Origin of the sequence: Rhizobium sp. 862_C5_N1_2 (assembly GCF_051811205.1) — a bacterium.
Taxonomy (GTDB): Bacteria; Pseudomonadota; Alphaproteobacteria; order Rhizobiales; family Rhizobiaceae; genus Rhizobium; species Rhizobium leguminosarum.
Window position 1 is genome coordinate 328,197 of the sequence record NZ_JBPWPT010000003.1, and the last position, 13,432, is coordinate 341,628.

The following is a 13,432-nucleotide window of genomic DNA, read 5'->3' on the forward strand; positions in this document are numbered from 1 at the left end:
GATGGAGTCATGGGCAAGCCATTAGGGAAGGAAACCGACGATGACCAAAGTCCGCGCGCTTGTCCTCGAGCGCCAGCATGAGCTTGCGCTTCGCGATATCGATCTGCCGCTTGAAACTAGCCCCGGCGAGGTGAAGATCAGGATCCACACCGTCGGCGTCTGCGGTTCGGACGTGCATTATTACACCCATGGCAAGATCGGCCCCTTCGTCGTCAACGCGCCGATGGTGCTCGGCCATGAGGCGGCGGGCACGGTGGTCGAGGTCGGCGCGGGCGTCACGCATCTGAAAGTCGGCGACCGCGTCTGCATGGAGCCCGGCATCCCCGATCCGAATTCCAAGGCAAGCCGGCTTGGCCTGTACAATATCGACCCGGCCGTGACCTTCTGGGCGACCCCGCCGATCCACGGCGTGCTGACGCCAGAGGTCGTGCATCCCGCCAATTACACCTTCAAGCTACCCGACAATGTCAGCTTTGCCGAAGGCGCCATGGTCGAGCCCTTCGCCGTCGGCATGCAGGCGGCTGCCAAGGCGAAGATCACGCCGGGCGACACTGCCGTCGTCCTCGGCGCCGGGCCGATCGGCACGATGGTGGCGATCGCGGCCCTTGCCGGCGGCTGCGCCCGCGCGATCGTCGCCGATCTCGCCCAGCCGAAGCTCGATATCGCCGCGCAGTACCAGGGTGTCATTCCGGTCAATATTCGCGAGAAGAACCTGGTCGAAGAGGTCGGCCGGCTGACCGACGGCTGGGGCGCCGATGTCGTCTTCGAATGCTCCGGTTCGCCGAAGGCCTGGGAGACGATCATGGCGCTGCCGCGCCCGGGTGGCGTCATTGTCGTCGTCGGCCTACCGGTCAACCCGATCGGCTTCGACGTCTCGACGGCATCCACCAAGGAAATCCGCATCGAGACGGTGTTCCGCTACGCGCACCAGTATGAGCGGTCGATCGCGCTGCTCGGCTCGGGTCGCGTCGATCTGAAGCCGCTGATATCAGAGACCTTCACATTCGAAGATTCGATCAAGGCGTTTGATCGCGCCGTCGAGGCGCGGCCCAGCGACGTGAAGCTGCAAATCGTGATGGGATAGGGCGCAACAGCGCTTCTATGAGTGCCTGGCGCTCAGTTTCATCCTGCGAAAGGCAAGAGCCGCGCCTGCAACGACAGCCGCGGCTCCGACTGCGATCAGCAGGTGGCGATGAAGCGGAAGGTGGCCCAACGTCTGTTGGATGCCGTGCCCGAACACGTAACCGAGCGCCGTGAAAAGCTGCCCCCACACCAGCGCGGCCACAGCATTCAGGATGATGAATTTACCGGTCGCTATGCGTGTTGTCCCGATGACGATCGGGCTGATTGTCCGCAACCCCACCAGAAAACGAAACGCAAGGATGAAGCCGGTCGGATATCTTTCCAGAAGTCGGGTTGCGCGCGCCAGCGCCGGTCTTTCCATCAGCCGGCGGACGAGACCCCATCGAGCCGCATAACGGTCGGCGAAGAACCAGAACTGATCGCCGGCGAAGGATCCTGCCGTTGCCGCTAGCGACGCCGACCAATAGGTCAGCAGCCCGCGGTGGGAAATGACGCCGCCGAGGAAGGCGGCTGTTTCGCCCTCGAAGGCTGCACCCAGAAATATCGCCAATAGTCCGTAGTGCTCGATCAGCAGTTCGATAGACACTCAGCTGTCCTCGGCCCGGGGTTTCGATAGCTAAACCGGCTTCAAATCCCCAAGCACCGTCGGGATCAGCTCCGACACCGTCGGATGGATCGGCACCGACCATTGCAATGCGGGATAGGTCGTTCCTGCATTCATCGCGTCTATGATGCCGTGGATCACCTCGTCACCTTCGATGCCCAGGATCGCCGCGCCGAGAATTTTTTTGGTCTCGGCGTCGGCGATCACCTTCATGAAGCCCTTGGTCTCGCCGCGCTCGTTGGCGCGGCCGACGCGGCTCATCGGCCGGGTCGAGATCATGATCTTGCGTCCCGAGGCGCGCGCCTGCTTTTCCGTCATGCCGACACGGCCGAGCGGCGGGTCGATATAAAGCGCATAGGCCAGGATGCGGCTCGAGAGCTTGCGATCGGCGCCGTCGAGAAGATTGGCGGCGGCGATCTCGAAATCATTGTAGGAGGTGTGGGTGAAGGCGCCGTGGCCGTTGCAATCGCCGAGCGCCCAGATGCCGTCGACATTGGTGGCAAGCCTGTCGTCGACGGTGATGTAGCCGTGCTTGTCGCTGATGACGCCGGCGGCATCGAGGCCGAGATCGTCTGTGTTCGGCTTGCGGCCGGTGGCGATCAGCACATGGCTCGCATCGATCCTCGCTGAATCGGTGGCGACCGTTATTCCGTCGCTGCTCCTGGCGAAGGCGATGTCGCTGACACCGGTATGAATGTCGATGCCCTCCGAGCGCAGGACATCGGCGATCGCGTCGGATATATCCTCGTCCTCGCGCGACGCGAGCTTCGGGCCATGCTCGATGACGCTGACTTCGGCGCCGAAGCGGCGATACATCTGCGCGAATTCCAGCCCGATATAACTGCCGCCGATCACAGCCAGATGCCGTGGCAGCGTGTCGAGATGGATGATCGAGGTGCTGGTGAGATAGTCGATATCGTTGATGCCGGGCAGGTCGGGGATGACGGGGCGCGCGCCGACGTTGAGGAAGATGCGCGGTGCGGTCAGCGTCTCGCCGTTGACGCTGACGGTCTTCGGGTCCTCGAAACGGGCATGGCCGTAGATCACGGTCATGCCGTCCATCCCGGCGAACCAGCCGATCAGGCCGTTGCGGGCATTCATGGTCACGGTTTCGGCACGGGCCCTGACCACCTTCATGTCGATGGCGATCTCGCCCGGAATATTGACGCCGTAAACGGCGCTATTTCTCGCGACATAGGCGGCGCGGGCGCTGGCGACAAGCGTCTTCGTCGGCATGCAGCCGGCATTGACGCAGGTGCCGCCGAGGAATTTGCGCTCGATCAGCGCCACCTTCATGCCCTTTTCGACCATGCGGGCGGCGAGGAAGGGGCCGGCCTGGCCGCCCCCGATGACGATGGCGTCGAAGCTCTTCATGACACGACCACGATCAGCAGCGCGCCGATGACGGCGACGGCATCTTCGATGAGAGCGGCCGGCAGATCCTTACCGAAGGAGGCGGCAAGCCTGCCGCGGACGGCGGCGCCACCATATGTGCCGATGACGGCGCCGATCACCCCGGCAATCAGCCCGCCGAAGAGCAGGCCGCTGGCGGCACCGATCGTGGCGCCGGCCAGCGCGCCCATGACGATGCGGGCGCCGAATTGCACCGGCACCTTGCGCGACGGCGTGGACGGCAGCTGGTCGGTGATCAGTTCGACTATGGCGAGAAGCGTGAAGATCCACGGCGTCCACTGGTAACCCATGAAGGCAAGCGGCGTCTGCGAGACATCGAACCAGCCGAGTGCTGCGCCCCAGGCGACGGCGGCCGGCGCGGTCATGGCGCGAAGCCCTGATATGACACCAATCAGCAATGCAAGAAGCAGAAACATGCATGATCCCCCTTTTTGCCGGCTCTTGCCGTCGTCAGGGAAGGTTGCACATTGTCAGGCGCGTGGCAATTCGTCGTGGTGCGCCAGCGGCCTTGAGGACGTGGGTGCGCGTCGATGCTTCGAAACGTAGTCGATGAACCGCAGCAGAAGGGGATTGCTGTCGGCGCTCCGCCAGCAAATTCCAACGGCCCACTTTGACGCCGAACCCGATAAGGGCTTTTGGTGCGTGCGATCGCCGAGCGCCTCAACGCCGTGCCACGGCAGGAATGCGGCCCCCAACCCGGCAGCAACAACGGCATGAACGGTCAAGATGTCGTCAGCGTGCTGGACGATGCGCGGCTTGAAGCGGGCCGATGTGCACCATTGGCTGATCTGCGCATCCAGTCCCGGCCCGCGCGATGACGAAAGGGCGACAAAGCCCAGACGGTTCAATGTCGACAATCGGTTCATGGGCGGAATCTCCATGCCGGAGGGAAGTACCAGCGCCAGCCGCTCCTCGATGACTGGCATGAAGGATAGCTCATCGGTCTCCTCAGGCGCCCGGCAAAAGCCGACATCGAGCCGGCCGCCAAGCAGTCGTTGGTGCTGCTCTCTTGATGGCAGGTCGTTAAGCGTAATCTGGCTATCGGGAGTCGTCACCCGGAAGGTCGCGACTATTTGGGGCGCGGTGATGAGCGCCGAGATGCCAAATCCGATGTCGAGCTGACCGGTCAGGCCGGCATTTGCACGATGCATCTTGACGTCGATTTCATCGCTCAGCCGCAAGAGCACGCGTGCTTCCTGCTGCAGCAGATTCCCCAGCGGCGTCAGCCTTGCTCCATGTCGGCCACGTTCAAATAGCGGTCCGCCGACCATCGCCTCCAACGCCTGAATTTGCTTGGACAGGGTCGACTGGGTGACGAACAACTTTGACGCGGCCTTGCCGTAATGGCCAGTGTCGGTCAGCTCGACAAAGGAGCGCAGCAACCTGATTTCCATTCAAAATCCGACTTATTTTCATCAAAAATGTCATTTTACGAAATAATGCTCGCATGTCAAATTGTTCAAGGCATCAGGAGCAATAGTCATGGCGTTCAAGGTTTCCTCCGTACAGTTTCAGCATCGGGCAAACGACAAAGCCTATAATCTTGGGCGCATCGAATCCCTCACACTGCAAGCCGTCCAGGCCGGCAGCCAACTTGTGGCCTTCCCTGAGATGTGCCTCTGCGGCTACTGGCACGTCCCGAAGCTGGACGGTGCAGCGCTGCACGCTCTTGCCGAGCCCTTGTCAGGCCCATCCGTCTCGTATGTTGCCCGGCTGGCGCGGGAGCATAGCATTGCCATCGGCGCCGGATTTCTGGAGCTCGCGGAAAACGGCGCCCTCTATAACTCCTACGCCGTGTGCATGCCGGACGGACAGGTTCATTGCCATCGCAAGCTGCATGCGTGGGAACATCGCCTCATCTCCAGCGGGGATAGTTTTACGGTCTTCGATACGCCTTGGGGAATCCGCGCAGGCATTTTGATCTGCTGGGACAACAACCTGATCGAAAACGCGCGGGCAACCGCCTTGTTGGGCGCGGAAATCCTGATCGCCCCCCATCAGGCGGGAGGAGGGGCGTCCGTCAGCCCAAATGGAATGAAGCGGATACCTGTCGAAAAATGGATCCGCCGCCATGAAGATCCTGAGGCTATTAAAGCCGAAATCAGAGGTCCCAATGGTCGCGAATGGTTTCTGCGTTGGCTGCCGTCTCGCGCGCATGACAATGGCATGTTTCTGGTATTCAGCAACGGCGTCGGTCAGGACGAGGATGAAGTGCGCACCGGCAACGCAATGATTCTCGACCCCTATGGCCGGATTCTGGTGGAGACCTGGCAGGCTGCCGACGCAATCGTCAGCACAGAACTCGATCTGGCATTGCTCGACAAATGTACGGGCCAACGCTGGATTCGTGGCCGTCGCCCGGAACTCTACGGCTGCTTGACAGAACCCAATCCGCACGGCTTGTCGCCGATGGAAGCACGTTTCTCCGATGCCCCGACCCGCAACCCTGCGCCCGCAGAAAAAACGTTATGAGCGGAGCTTCCTTGACGAGATACCCGGATTAGTTGGAGGTCCTATTGTAGATCTTGTCGCGTGGCCTTTTCCATCCTCGCTGCTCTGCCATCTGCTCTGCGCGCTTCCGGGCATTGAAAGGATCGATGTAGCCTTCAATCATGAACGTTCGGCCTTTCCACAAGAGGATGCCAGTCTTCTGTTCATCGTCCCAGTGAAATTCCATCGCGCGATTGTATATCATTCGAAACACGGTTTGCTGACACGGTCTAGAAGTGTGAGCTAATCGTGAAGCGTAAGAAGCGTCTTTGCAAGCCTATGGACGGTGTGGATCACGCATGACCGCCTTGGACAGAACCTAATTCGCAAAGGCGGCGATGCCGGTGATCGCCCGGCCGATGATCAACGCGTGGATGTCGTGTGTGCCCTCATAGGTGTTGACCACTTCGAGGTTGACGAGATGACGGGCGATGCCGAATTCGTCGGAGATGCCGTTACCGCCGAGCATGTCGCGGGCCGCCCGCGCAATCTCCAGCGCCTTGCCGCAGCTGTTGCGCTTGAGGATCGAGGTCAGCTCCACCGGCGGATGGCCTTCCTCCTTCATGCGGCCAAGTCGCAGGCAACCCTGAAGACCGAGCGAGATTTCCGCCGTCATGTCGGCGAGCTTCTTCTGGATCAGCTGGTTGGCAGCAAGCGGCCGTCTGAACTGCTTGCGCTCGAGCGTATATTGCCGTGCTCTCGCATAACAATCCTCGGCAGCACCGAGCGCGCCCCAGGCGATGCCGAAGCGGGCCGAGTTGAGGCAGGTGAACGGTCCCTTGAGGCCGGTCACATCGGGCAGAAGGTTTTCCTCAGGCACGAAGACCCCGTCCATCACCACTTCGCCGGTGATCGAGGCGCGCAGTCCCACCTTGCCGTGGATGGGGGGAGCCGAAAGCCCTTTCCAGCCCTTTTCGAGGATGAAGCCGCGGATGAGGCCATCCTCGGTCTTTGCCCAGACGACGAAGACATCGGCGATCGGCGCGTTGGAGATCCAGGTCTTCGAGCCGGTGAGGCTGTAGCCGCCGTCGACCTTCTTGGCGCGTGTCGCCATCGAGCCGGGGTCGGAGCCGTGATCCGGTTCGGTCAGGCCGAAGCAGCCGATCCATTCGCCGATGGCGAGTTTCGGCAGGTATTTCAGCTTCTGCGCCTCGGAGCCGAAGGTTTCAATCGGCACCATCACCAGCGAAGACTGGACGCTCATCATCGAACGATAGCCACTGTCGACCCGTTCGACTTCGCGGGCGATCAGGCCGTAGGCGACGTAACCGAGGCCGGCGCCGCCATAATCCGGCGAGATCGTCGGGCCGAGCAGGCCGAGTTCGCCCATTTCGCGAAAGATCTCGGGATCGGTCTTTTCATTGCGGAAGGCGTCGAGAACACGGGGAGCAAGCTTTTCCTGCGCATAGGCATGGGCGGTGTCCTGCACCATGCGCTCTTCGCTGGTCAGTTGCTCCACCAGCCGGAACGGATCGGCCCAGTCGAAAACCTCGCGCGTATGCTGCATGGCCGCGTCTCCTCATCCCGGTTCTGGCTTGCCTCGCTTAAGTTGGCCATAGACCCGCCAGCCGACCGCGTCAACAGAAGGCGGCAGTCTCGAAAAGACAGGGTGCGCCATCTTTTCAAAAGCGTCGGGATGATCCACTTTGCCCGCGATCGATTCTGGAACGAGGAGGCGGAAATGTCGTCAAGCGAGCTGTTCGTATCGGCCGAAGGCGCCGAATGGATCAATCCCGAGCCCGGCGTTGTCAGGCGCATCATGACCTATCTGCCCGAGATGATGATGGTGGAAGTGGCTTTCGAAAGCGGCGCCGTGGGTGCGGCCCATTCGCATCCGCACATCCAGGCCAGCTACGTCGCCGAAGGCAGTTTCGAAGTGACGATCGACGGCCGGACCGAGGTGCTCAAGCAGGGCGGCAGTTTCATCGTGCCCCCCAATCTGATCCACGGCGTCAAGGCGCTGGAAAAGGGCCGGCTGATCGATGCATTCACCCCGCACCGCGCCGAATTCCTGAAGTAACCAGAGCATGATGCCGAAAACTGTCAGCGGTTTTCGGACGACATCATGCTCTAATCAAACATCCGCCCTTGTCCGGCGCGCCGGGCCGGCGGCGGTGACATAGGGCGGCACGAAACGAGCATCCTCGCCGCGCACCGCCTCGCGCAGGAAATCGATGACGGCGCGCACGCGCGGCGCCTGTTTCAGGTCGCGATGACAGGTGATCCAGTAATGGCGCTTGAGGTCGATCTCCTCGGGCAGCACGCGCACGAGTTCGGGATAACGGCTGGCGAAGAAATAGGGCAGGATGCAGAGGCCGAGGCCGTTTCTCGTGGCGGTCAGCTGCGCGAAGATGCTGGAGCTCTGGAACTGCGGCTTGATGCGCGGGTGCACATCGCCCAGATAGTCCAAGCCCGGCGCAAAGATCATTTCCTCGATATAGCTGACGAAGGGATGCTCAAGCAGGTCTTCACGGCAGGTGATGGCAGGCGCCTTTGCCAGATAGTCGCGCGAGCCATAGATCTGCAGATGGTAGTCGGTCAGCTTCTCGGCGAAATACGGGCCGCCCTTCGGTTCATCGAGCACGACGGAGAGATCGGCCTCCTTGCGCGACAGCGACATGATCTGCTGGATCGTCACGAGTTCGAGCGCCAGATGCGGATGCTGGGCGGCGAACTGCGGCAGCACGGTCGCGAAGAAGAAATTGGCAAAACCCTCCGGCGCGCTGAGCCGCACGAGGCCGCGTTGCGCCATCGAGCCGTCGGCGAGGTCGGCTCGCAGCCGCTCGGTCTCCTGCTCCATCCTTTCGGCGGTCTCGACGAAGCGCGTGCCCATGGCAGTCAGCACGTAGCCGCGCGGATTGCGCTCGAACAGCTTGACCTTGAGGGTGAACTCCAGCCGGTCGATGCGGCGCGAGACGGTGGCATGGCTCGAGCGCATCTGGCGCGCTGCCGTCGACAGCTGTCCAGTGCGGGCGACGGCTAGAAAAAACTGCAGATCGTCCCAAGTAAACTGCGGTGGATTGTTCATCGCGATCCCCTCTGTTCAAAAACGAACAGATACTGTTTGGAATTAGTTGTAAATCACCCGTTGCCTCAGGGCGGAATTTCCGTGATCGTAAGGTGAGGGTCCGTCGTTCTGAGGAGTGCGGCTGGCCAAATTTGAACAGATCCGCAATCTGGCCAATCTCTGGGAGGAGATCATATGCGAAAGAATCTCATTGCATCAGTTGCATTTCTGCTTGCAAGCAGCACAGCGGTGCTCGCGCAGAGCGCGACCGACGGCAAGGTCAAGATCGGCATCCTGAACGACCAGTCGGGTGTCTATGCCGATTTTGGCGGCAAGTCCTCCGTCGAAGCTGCCAAGATGGCGGTCGAGGATTTCGGCGGCAAGGTCCTGGGTGTTCCAGTCGAGATCGTCGATGCCGACCACCAGAACAAGCCTGATATCGCCTCCAACATCGCTCGCCAGTGGTATGACACCGAGCAGGTGGATGCGATCATGGAACTGACGACCTCGTCGGTGGCGCTCGCCGTGCAGGCGATCGGCAAGGAAAAGAAGAAGATCGACATCGTCACCGGTGCGGCGACGACGGATCTCACCGGCAAGGCCTGCTCGCCCTACGGCTTCCATTGGGCCTATGACACACATGCACTGGCCGTCGGCACCGGCGGCGCACTCGTCAAGCAGGGCGGCGACAGCTGGTTCTTCCTCACCGCTGACTATGCCTTCGGCTATTCGCTGGAACAGCAGACCAGCGATTATGTCAAGGCAAGCGGCGGCAAGGTCGTCGGCGCTGTCCGCCATCCGCTCTCGACCCAGGATTTCTCGTCCTTCCTGCTGCAGGCGCAATCATCCGGCGCCAAGGTGATCGGCCTTGCCAATGCCGGCCTCGACACCTCGAATGCCATCAAGCAGGCGGCCGAATTCGGGATCACCCAGGGCGGCCAGCATCTGGCTGCGCTGCTCTTCACGCTCGCCGAAGTCCACGGCCTCGGCCTCGAAGCGGCTCAAGGGTTGACCCTGACGGAAGGTTTTTACTGGAATCGCGACGACGAAAGCCGCGCCTTCGCCAAGAAGTTCTTCGCTCGCACCGGCAAGATGCCGAACATGATCCACACCGGCACCTATTCGGCAGTGACGCAATATCTGAAGGCGGTGGAGAAGGCCGGCACCGACGAGACGGAAGCCGTCGCCAAGCAGCTGCATGAAATGCCGGTCGATGACGTCTTCGGCCGCGGCGGCACGGTCGGCGCCAATGGCCGCATGATCCATGACATGTACCTGCTGCAGGTCAAGAAGCCTTCCGAAAGCAAGGAGCCGTGGGATTACTTCAATGTGCTCGCCACCATTCCCGGCAAGGAAGCCTATATCGATCCCGCCAAGAGCGGCTGCGATCTGGTGAAGTAAGCACGATGGCGGTTTCCGCAATTGAAACTCAGGAAAAGCCGCGGGTGGTATTGTCCGCCCGCGGACTGCGTCGCGATTTCGGCGGCTTCACCGCCGTCAAGAACGTCGATCTCGATGTGCATGACGCAAGCGTGCATGCACTGATCGGCCCGAACGGCGCCGGCAAGACGACAGTCTTCAACCTGCTGACCAAGTTCCTGCAGCCGACGGCGGGCACGATCACCCTGATGGGCGTTGACATCACGAAGACGCCGCCCGACAAGGTGGCGCGCATGGGACTGGTGCGCTCTTTCCAGATCTCCGCGGTCTTCCCGCACCTGAGCGTTCTCGACAATGTGCGTGTGGCGCTGCAGCGGCCGAACAATCTTTCCACGCAGTTCTGGCGGCCGCTCTCGGCGCTCGACCGGCTGAACGAGCGCGCCGAGCAACTGCTGGCCAGCGTTGGGCTTTCCAAGGAGCGCGATCATATCGCCGCCGATCTTTCCTATGGCCGCAAGCGCGTGCTGGAGATCGCCACCACACTGGCGCTGGATCCGAAGGTGCTCCTACTGGACGAACCGATGGCCGGCATGGGGCTGGAGGATGTCGGCGTCGTCTCATCGATCATCCGCGAGGTCGCCCGCGAGCGGGCGGTGCTGATGGTCGAGCACAATCTCTCCGTCGTCGCCAATATCTGCCAGCATGTCACGGTGCTGCAGCGTGGCGAGATCCTCGCCGAGGGCGATTATGCCACCGTCAGCCAGGACGAGCGCGTACGCGTGGCCTATATGGGTACGGAGGAGCATTGATGGCCGCTCTCCTCGAGGTCCAGGGGCTCAATGCCTGGTACGGCGAAAGCCATGTCCTGCACGGCGTCGATATGCGCGTCGGTGAAGGCGAGACGATCACCATTCTCGGCCGCAATGGCGTCGGCAAGACGACGACGCTACGCACCATCACCGGCATCGTGCGGTCCCGGAAGGGCAAGATCAGCTTTGCCGGCAGCGACATGATGCAGGTGCCGCTGCACAAGACGGCGCATCGTGGCATCGGCTTCGTCCCGGAGGAGCGCGGCATCTTCTCGACGCTCACGGTTTCGGAAAACCTGCTGCTGCCGCCGGTCGTGGCAGGAGGTGGGATGACTCTCGACGAGATCTACGAGCTCTTCCCCAATCTCTACGAGCGCCGCGGTAGCCCGGGCACCAAGCTTTCCGGCGGCGAGCAGCAGATGTTGGCGATCGCCCGAATCCTGCGCACCGGCGTCAGGCTGCTCATTCTCGACGAACCGACGGAAGGGCTTGCCCCCGTGATCGTCCAGCGCATCGGCGAGGTGCTGAAGACACTGAAGGAGCGCGGCATGACAATCCTGCTCGTCGAGCAGAATTTCCGTTTCGCCAGCCGTATTGCCGATCGCTTCTATCTGATGGATCATGGGCAGATGGTGTCGGAATTCCCGGTCGGTGAACTGCCGCAGCGCATGGATACGCTGCACAAAGTTCTGGGAGTGTGACCAGATGACGATGATCTTCGGCATTCCCCTGCAGGCGCTGTTCGGCCAGCTGCTGATCGGCCTGATCAACGGTTCGTTCTATGCGCTGCTCAGCCTCGGCCTCGCCATCATCTTCGGCCTGCTCCGGGTGATCAACTTCGCCCATGGCGCGCAATATATGCTCGGCGCCTTCGTCGCCTACCTGCTGCTGACCTATGCCGGCATCGGCTACTGGCCGACGCTGATCCTGGCGCCCGTGATCGTCGGCCTTGCCGGCGCTATCATCGAGCGGCTGTTCCTGCGCCGGCTCTACGATCTCGATCCGCTCTACGGCCTGCTCTTCACCTTCGGCCTGGCGCTCGCGGTCGAGGGCACCTTCCGCTATCTCTACGGCTCTTCCGGCCAGCCCTATGCGACGCCGGCTGCGCTTGCCGGCGGCGCCAACCTCGGCTTCATGTTCCTGCCGATCTATCGCGGCTGGGTGGTCGTCGTGTCGCTCGTCGTCTGCCTCGGCACCTGGCTGCTGATCGAGAAGACCAAGCTCGGCGCTTATCTGCGCGCTGCCACGGAAAACGCCGTGCTGGTGCAGGTCTTCGGCGTCAACGTGCCGGTGCTCTTGACGCTCACTTACGCGCTCGGGGCGGGTCTCGCCGCCTTTGCCGGTGTGCTGGCGGCGCCGATCTACCAGGTCTCGCCGCTGATGGGCTCGAACATGATCATCGTCGTCTTCGCCGTGGTCGTCGTCGGCGGCATGGGATCGATCATGGGCGCGATCATCACCGGTTATGTGCTCGGCATCGCCGAGGGCCTGACCAAGGTCTTCTATCCCGAGGCTTCCAACATCGTGATCTTCGTCATCATGGCGATCGTGCTTCTTATCAGGCCCGCGGGCCTCTTCGGACGGGATGCGTGACATGGCTGACATCACCGAAACCATCCAAACGGAAAAAAGCCGAACCGCCCTTTCGGTGCAGGCGGGTTTTCTGCTGGCGGGGCTGCTGCTCCTGCTGCTGGCGCCGTTTTTCTTCTATCCAATCTTCCTGATGAAGCTGCTCTGCTTCGCGCTCTTTGCCTGCGCCTTCAACCTGCTGCTCGGCTATACCGGCTTGCTTTCCTTCGGCCATGCCACCTTCTTCGGTGGAGCGGCCTATTTCACCGCCTACACGGTGAAGGCATGGGGCCTGCCGCCGGAACTCGGCATCCTGATTGGGGTGGTGGGCGCGGCGTTTCTCGGCCTCGTCATGGGTTTCTTCGCCATCCGCCGTCAGGGCATCTATTTCGCGATGATCACGCTGGCGCTGTCGCAGATGTTCTTCTTCTTCTGCCTGCAGGCGGAGTTCACCGAAGGCGAGGACGGCATCCAGTCGGTGCCGCGCGGCCATCTCTTCGGCTTTATCGATCTGAACAGCTCGACCAACATGTATTATTTCGTGCTGGCTGTTTTCATCATCGGCGTGCTGATCATCTGGCGCTTCATCAATTCGCCCTTCGGCATGATCCTGAAATCGATCCGCGAAAATGAGCAGCGGGCAATCTCGCTCGGTTATTCCGTAGCCCGCTACAAGCTCGGCGCTTTCGTCATGTCGGCCGCGCTTGCCGGGCTCGCGGGTGCTGTGAAATCGATCGTTTTCCAGTTTGCGACGCTGACCGACGTCGCCTGGCAGATGTCGGGCGAAGTGATCCTGATGACGCTGCTCGGCGGCATCGGCACGCTGATCGGCCCGCTCTTCGGAGCCGGGCTGGTGGTGGCGCTGGAAAACTACCTCGCCACCTCGGAATTCCCGGTGACGATCATCACCGGCATCGTCTTCATGGTCTGCGTGCTGATCTTCCGCCGGGGCATCATCGGCGAATTCTACGCCTCGCGGCTGGGGCGGAAACTGGGCTTCGTCTATCGCCGCTGAACGGGCGGACCTCTCTCTTTCCGGAAAGAATCCCTCTTTCCCGGGAAAAGAGACGGGCGGCG

General features: G+C 61.7%; 14 protein-coding genes. 8 read left to right on the top strand and 6 right to left on the bottom strand.

Features of this window, described 5'->3' with window-relative positions:
• The first annotated feature begins 40 nt into the window (after positions 1-40).
• Entirely contained in the window at positions 41-1,084 is a 1,044-nt protein-coding gene (locus ACD590_RS31505; RefSeq protein ID WP_018246510.1) for an NAD(P)-dependent alcohol dehydrogenase, read from the top strand.
• A 15-nt stretch (positions 1,085-1,099) separates the two neighbouring features.
• Here the strand turns inward: ACD590_RS31505 and ACD590_RS31510 are convergent, their stop codons facing one another.
• From ACD590_RS31510 to ACD590_RS31525, 4 genes are read right to left on the bottom strand one after another with little or no spacing between them, the layout of a single operon-like run.
• A complete protein-coding gene (locus ACD590_RS31510; protein ID WP_439021046.1) occupies positions 1,100-1,669 on the bottom strand; it encodes a DedA family protein in 570 nt (189 codons plus the stop codon).
• A 30-nt stretch (positions 1,670-1,699) separates the two neighbouring features.
• Entirely contained in the window at positions 1,700-3,061 is a 1,362-nt protein-coding gene (locus tag ACD590_RS31515) for an FAD-containing oxidoreductase (protein WP_018246512.1), read from the bottom strand.
• Positions 3,058-3,516: a DUF4126 family protein gene (locus tag ACD590_RS31520; RefSeq protein WP_018246513.1), complete on the bottom strand. Its 459-nt coding sequence runs from the start codon at positions 3,514-3,516 to the stop codon at positions 3,058-3,060. Before ACD590_RS31520 ends, ACD590_RS31515 begins: the two co-directional genes overlap by 4 nt.
• A gap of 54 nt (positions 3,517-3,570) precedes the next feature.
• On the bottom strand, positions 3,571-4,494 hold the full coding sequence (locus ACD590_RS31525; RefSeq protein ID WP_018246514.1) for a LysR substrate-binding domain-containing protein: 924 nt from the start codon (positions 4,492-4,494) through the stop codon (positions 3,571-3,573).
• 88 nt (positions 4,495-4,582) lie between these two features.
• Here ACD590_RS31525 and ACD590_RS31530 point away from each other — a divergent pair, with 88 nt between their 5' ends.
• Entirely contained in the window at positions 4,583-5,572 is a 990-nt protein-coding gene (locus tag ACD590_RS31530) for a nitrilase family protein (protein ID WP_018246515.1), read from the top strand.
• Positions 5,573-5,909: 337 nt separating this feature from the next.
• Here the strand turns inward: ACD590_RS31530 and ACD590_RS31535 are convergent, their stop codons facing one another.
• Positions 5,910-7,097, bottom strand: coding sequence for an acyl-CoA dehydrogenase (locus ACD590_RS31535; RefSeq protein ID WP_018246517.1), 1,188 nt, complete (start codon positions 7,095-7,097; stop codon positions 5,910-5,912).
• A 174-nt stretch (positions 7,098-7,271) separates the two neighbouring features.
• Between ACD590_RS31535 and ACD590_RS31540 the strand changes: the two genes are divergently transcribed.
• The gene (locus tag ACD590_RS31540) at positions 7,272-7,610 is read left to right on the top strand and encodes a cupin domain-containing protein (protein WP_026188775.1); all 339 of its coding nucleotides are present in this window, start codon (positions 7,272-7,274) and stop codon (positions 7,608-7,610) included.
• Positions 7,611-7,664: 54 nt separating this feature from the next.
• Here the strand turns inward: ACD590_RS31540 and ACD590_RS31545 are convergent, their stop codons facing one another.
• Complete coding sequence (locus tag ACD590_RS31545; protein ID WP_018246519.1) at positions 7,665-8,618, bottom strand: LysR family transcriptional regulator; 954 nt, start codon at positions 8,616-8,618, stop codon at positions 7,665-7,667.
• Positions 8,619-8,792: 174 nt separating this feature from the next.
• Here ACD590_RS31545 and ACD590_RS31550 point away from each other — a divergent pair, with 174 nt between their 5' ends.
• Genes ACD590_RS31550 through ACD590_RS31570 form a run of 5 tightly spaced genes read left to right on the top strand, consistent with a single transcriptional unit; the run spans position 8,793 to position 13,370 of the window.
• Positions 8,793-9,998 carry an ABC transporter substrate-binding protein gene (locus ACD590_RS31550; protein WP_018246520.1) on the top strand — a complete coding sequence of 402 codons (1,206 nt, stop codon included), beginning with the start codon at positions 8,793-8,795 and terminating at the stop codon, positions 9,996-9,998.
• A gap of 5 nt (positions 9,999-10,003) precedes the next feature.
• On the top strand, positions 10,004-10,786 hold the full coding sequence (locus ACD590_RS31555) for an ABC transporter ATP-binding protein (RefSeq protein WP_018246521.1): 783 nt from the start codon (positions 10,004-10,006) through the stop codon (positions 10,784-10,786).
• Entirely contained in the window at positions 10,786-11,487 is a 702-nt protein-coding gene (locus ACD590_RS31560; protein ID WP_020493450.1) for an ABC transporter ATP-binding protein, read from the top strand. The genes ACD590_RS31555 and ACD590_RS31560 overlap by 1 nt, the downstream gene beginning before the upstream one ends.
• Before the next feature lie 4 nt (positions 11,488-11,491).
• Positions 11,492-12,379 (top strand): branched-chain amino acid ABC transporter permease, encoded by an 888-nt coding sequence (locus tag ACD590_RS31565; RefSeq protein ID WP_018246523.1) that lies wholly within the window; start codon positions 11,492-11,494, stop codon positions 12,377-12,379.
• Between the two features lies 1 nt (position 12,380).
• Positions 12,381-13,370 carry a branched-chain amino acid ABC transporter permease gene (locus ACD590_RS31570; RefSeq protein WP_018246524.1) on the top strand — a complete coding sequence of 330 codons (990 nt, stop codon included), beginning with the start codon at positions 12,381-12,383 and terminating at the stop codon, positions 13,368-13,370.
• Positions 13,371-13,432 lie beyond the last annotated feature (62 nt).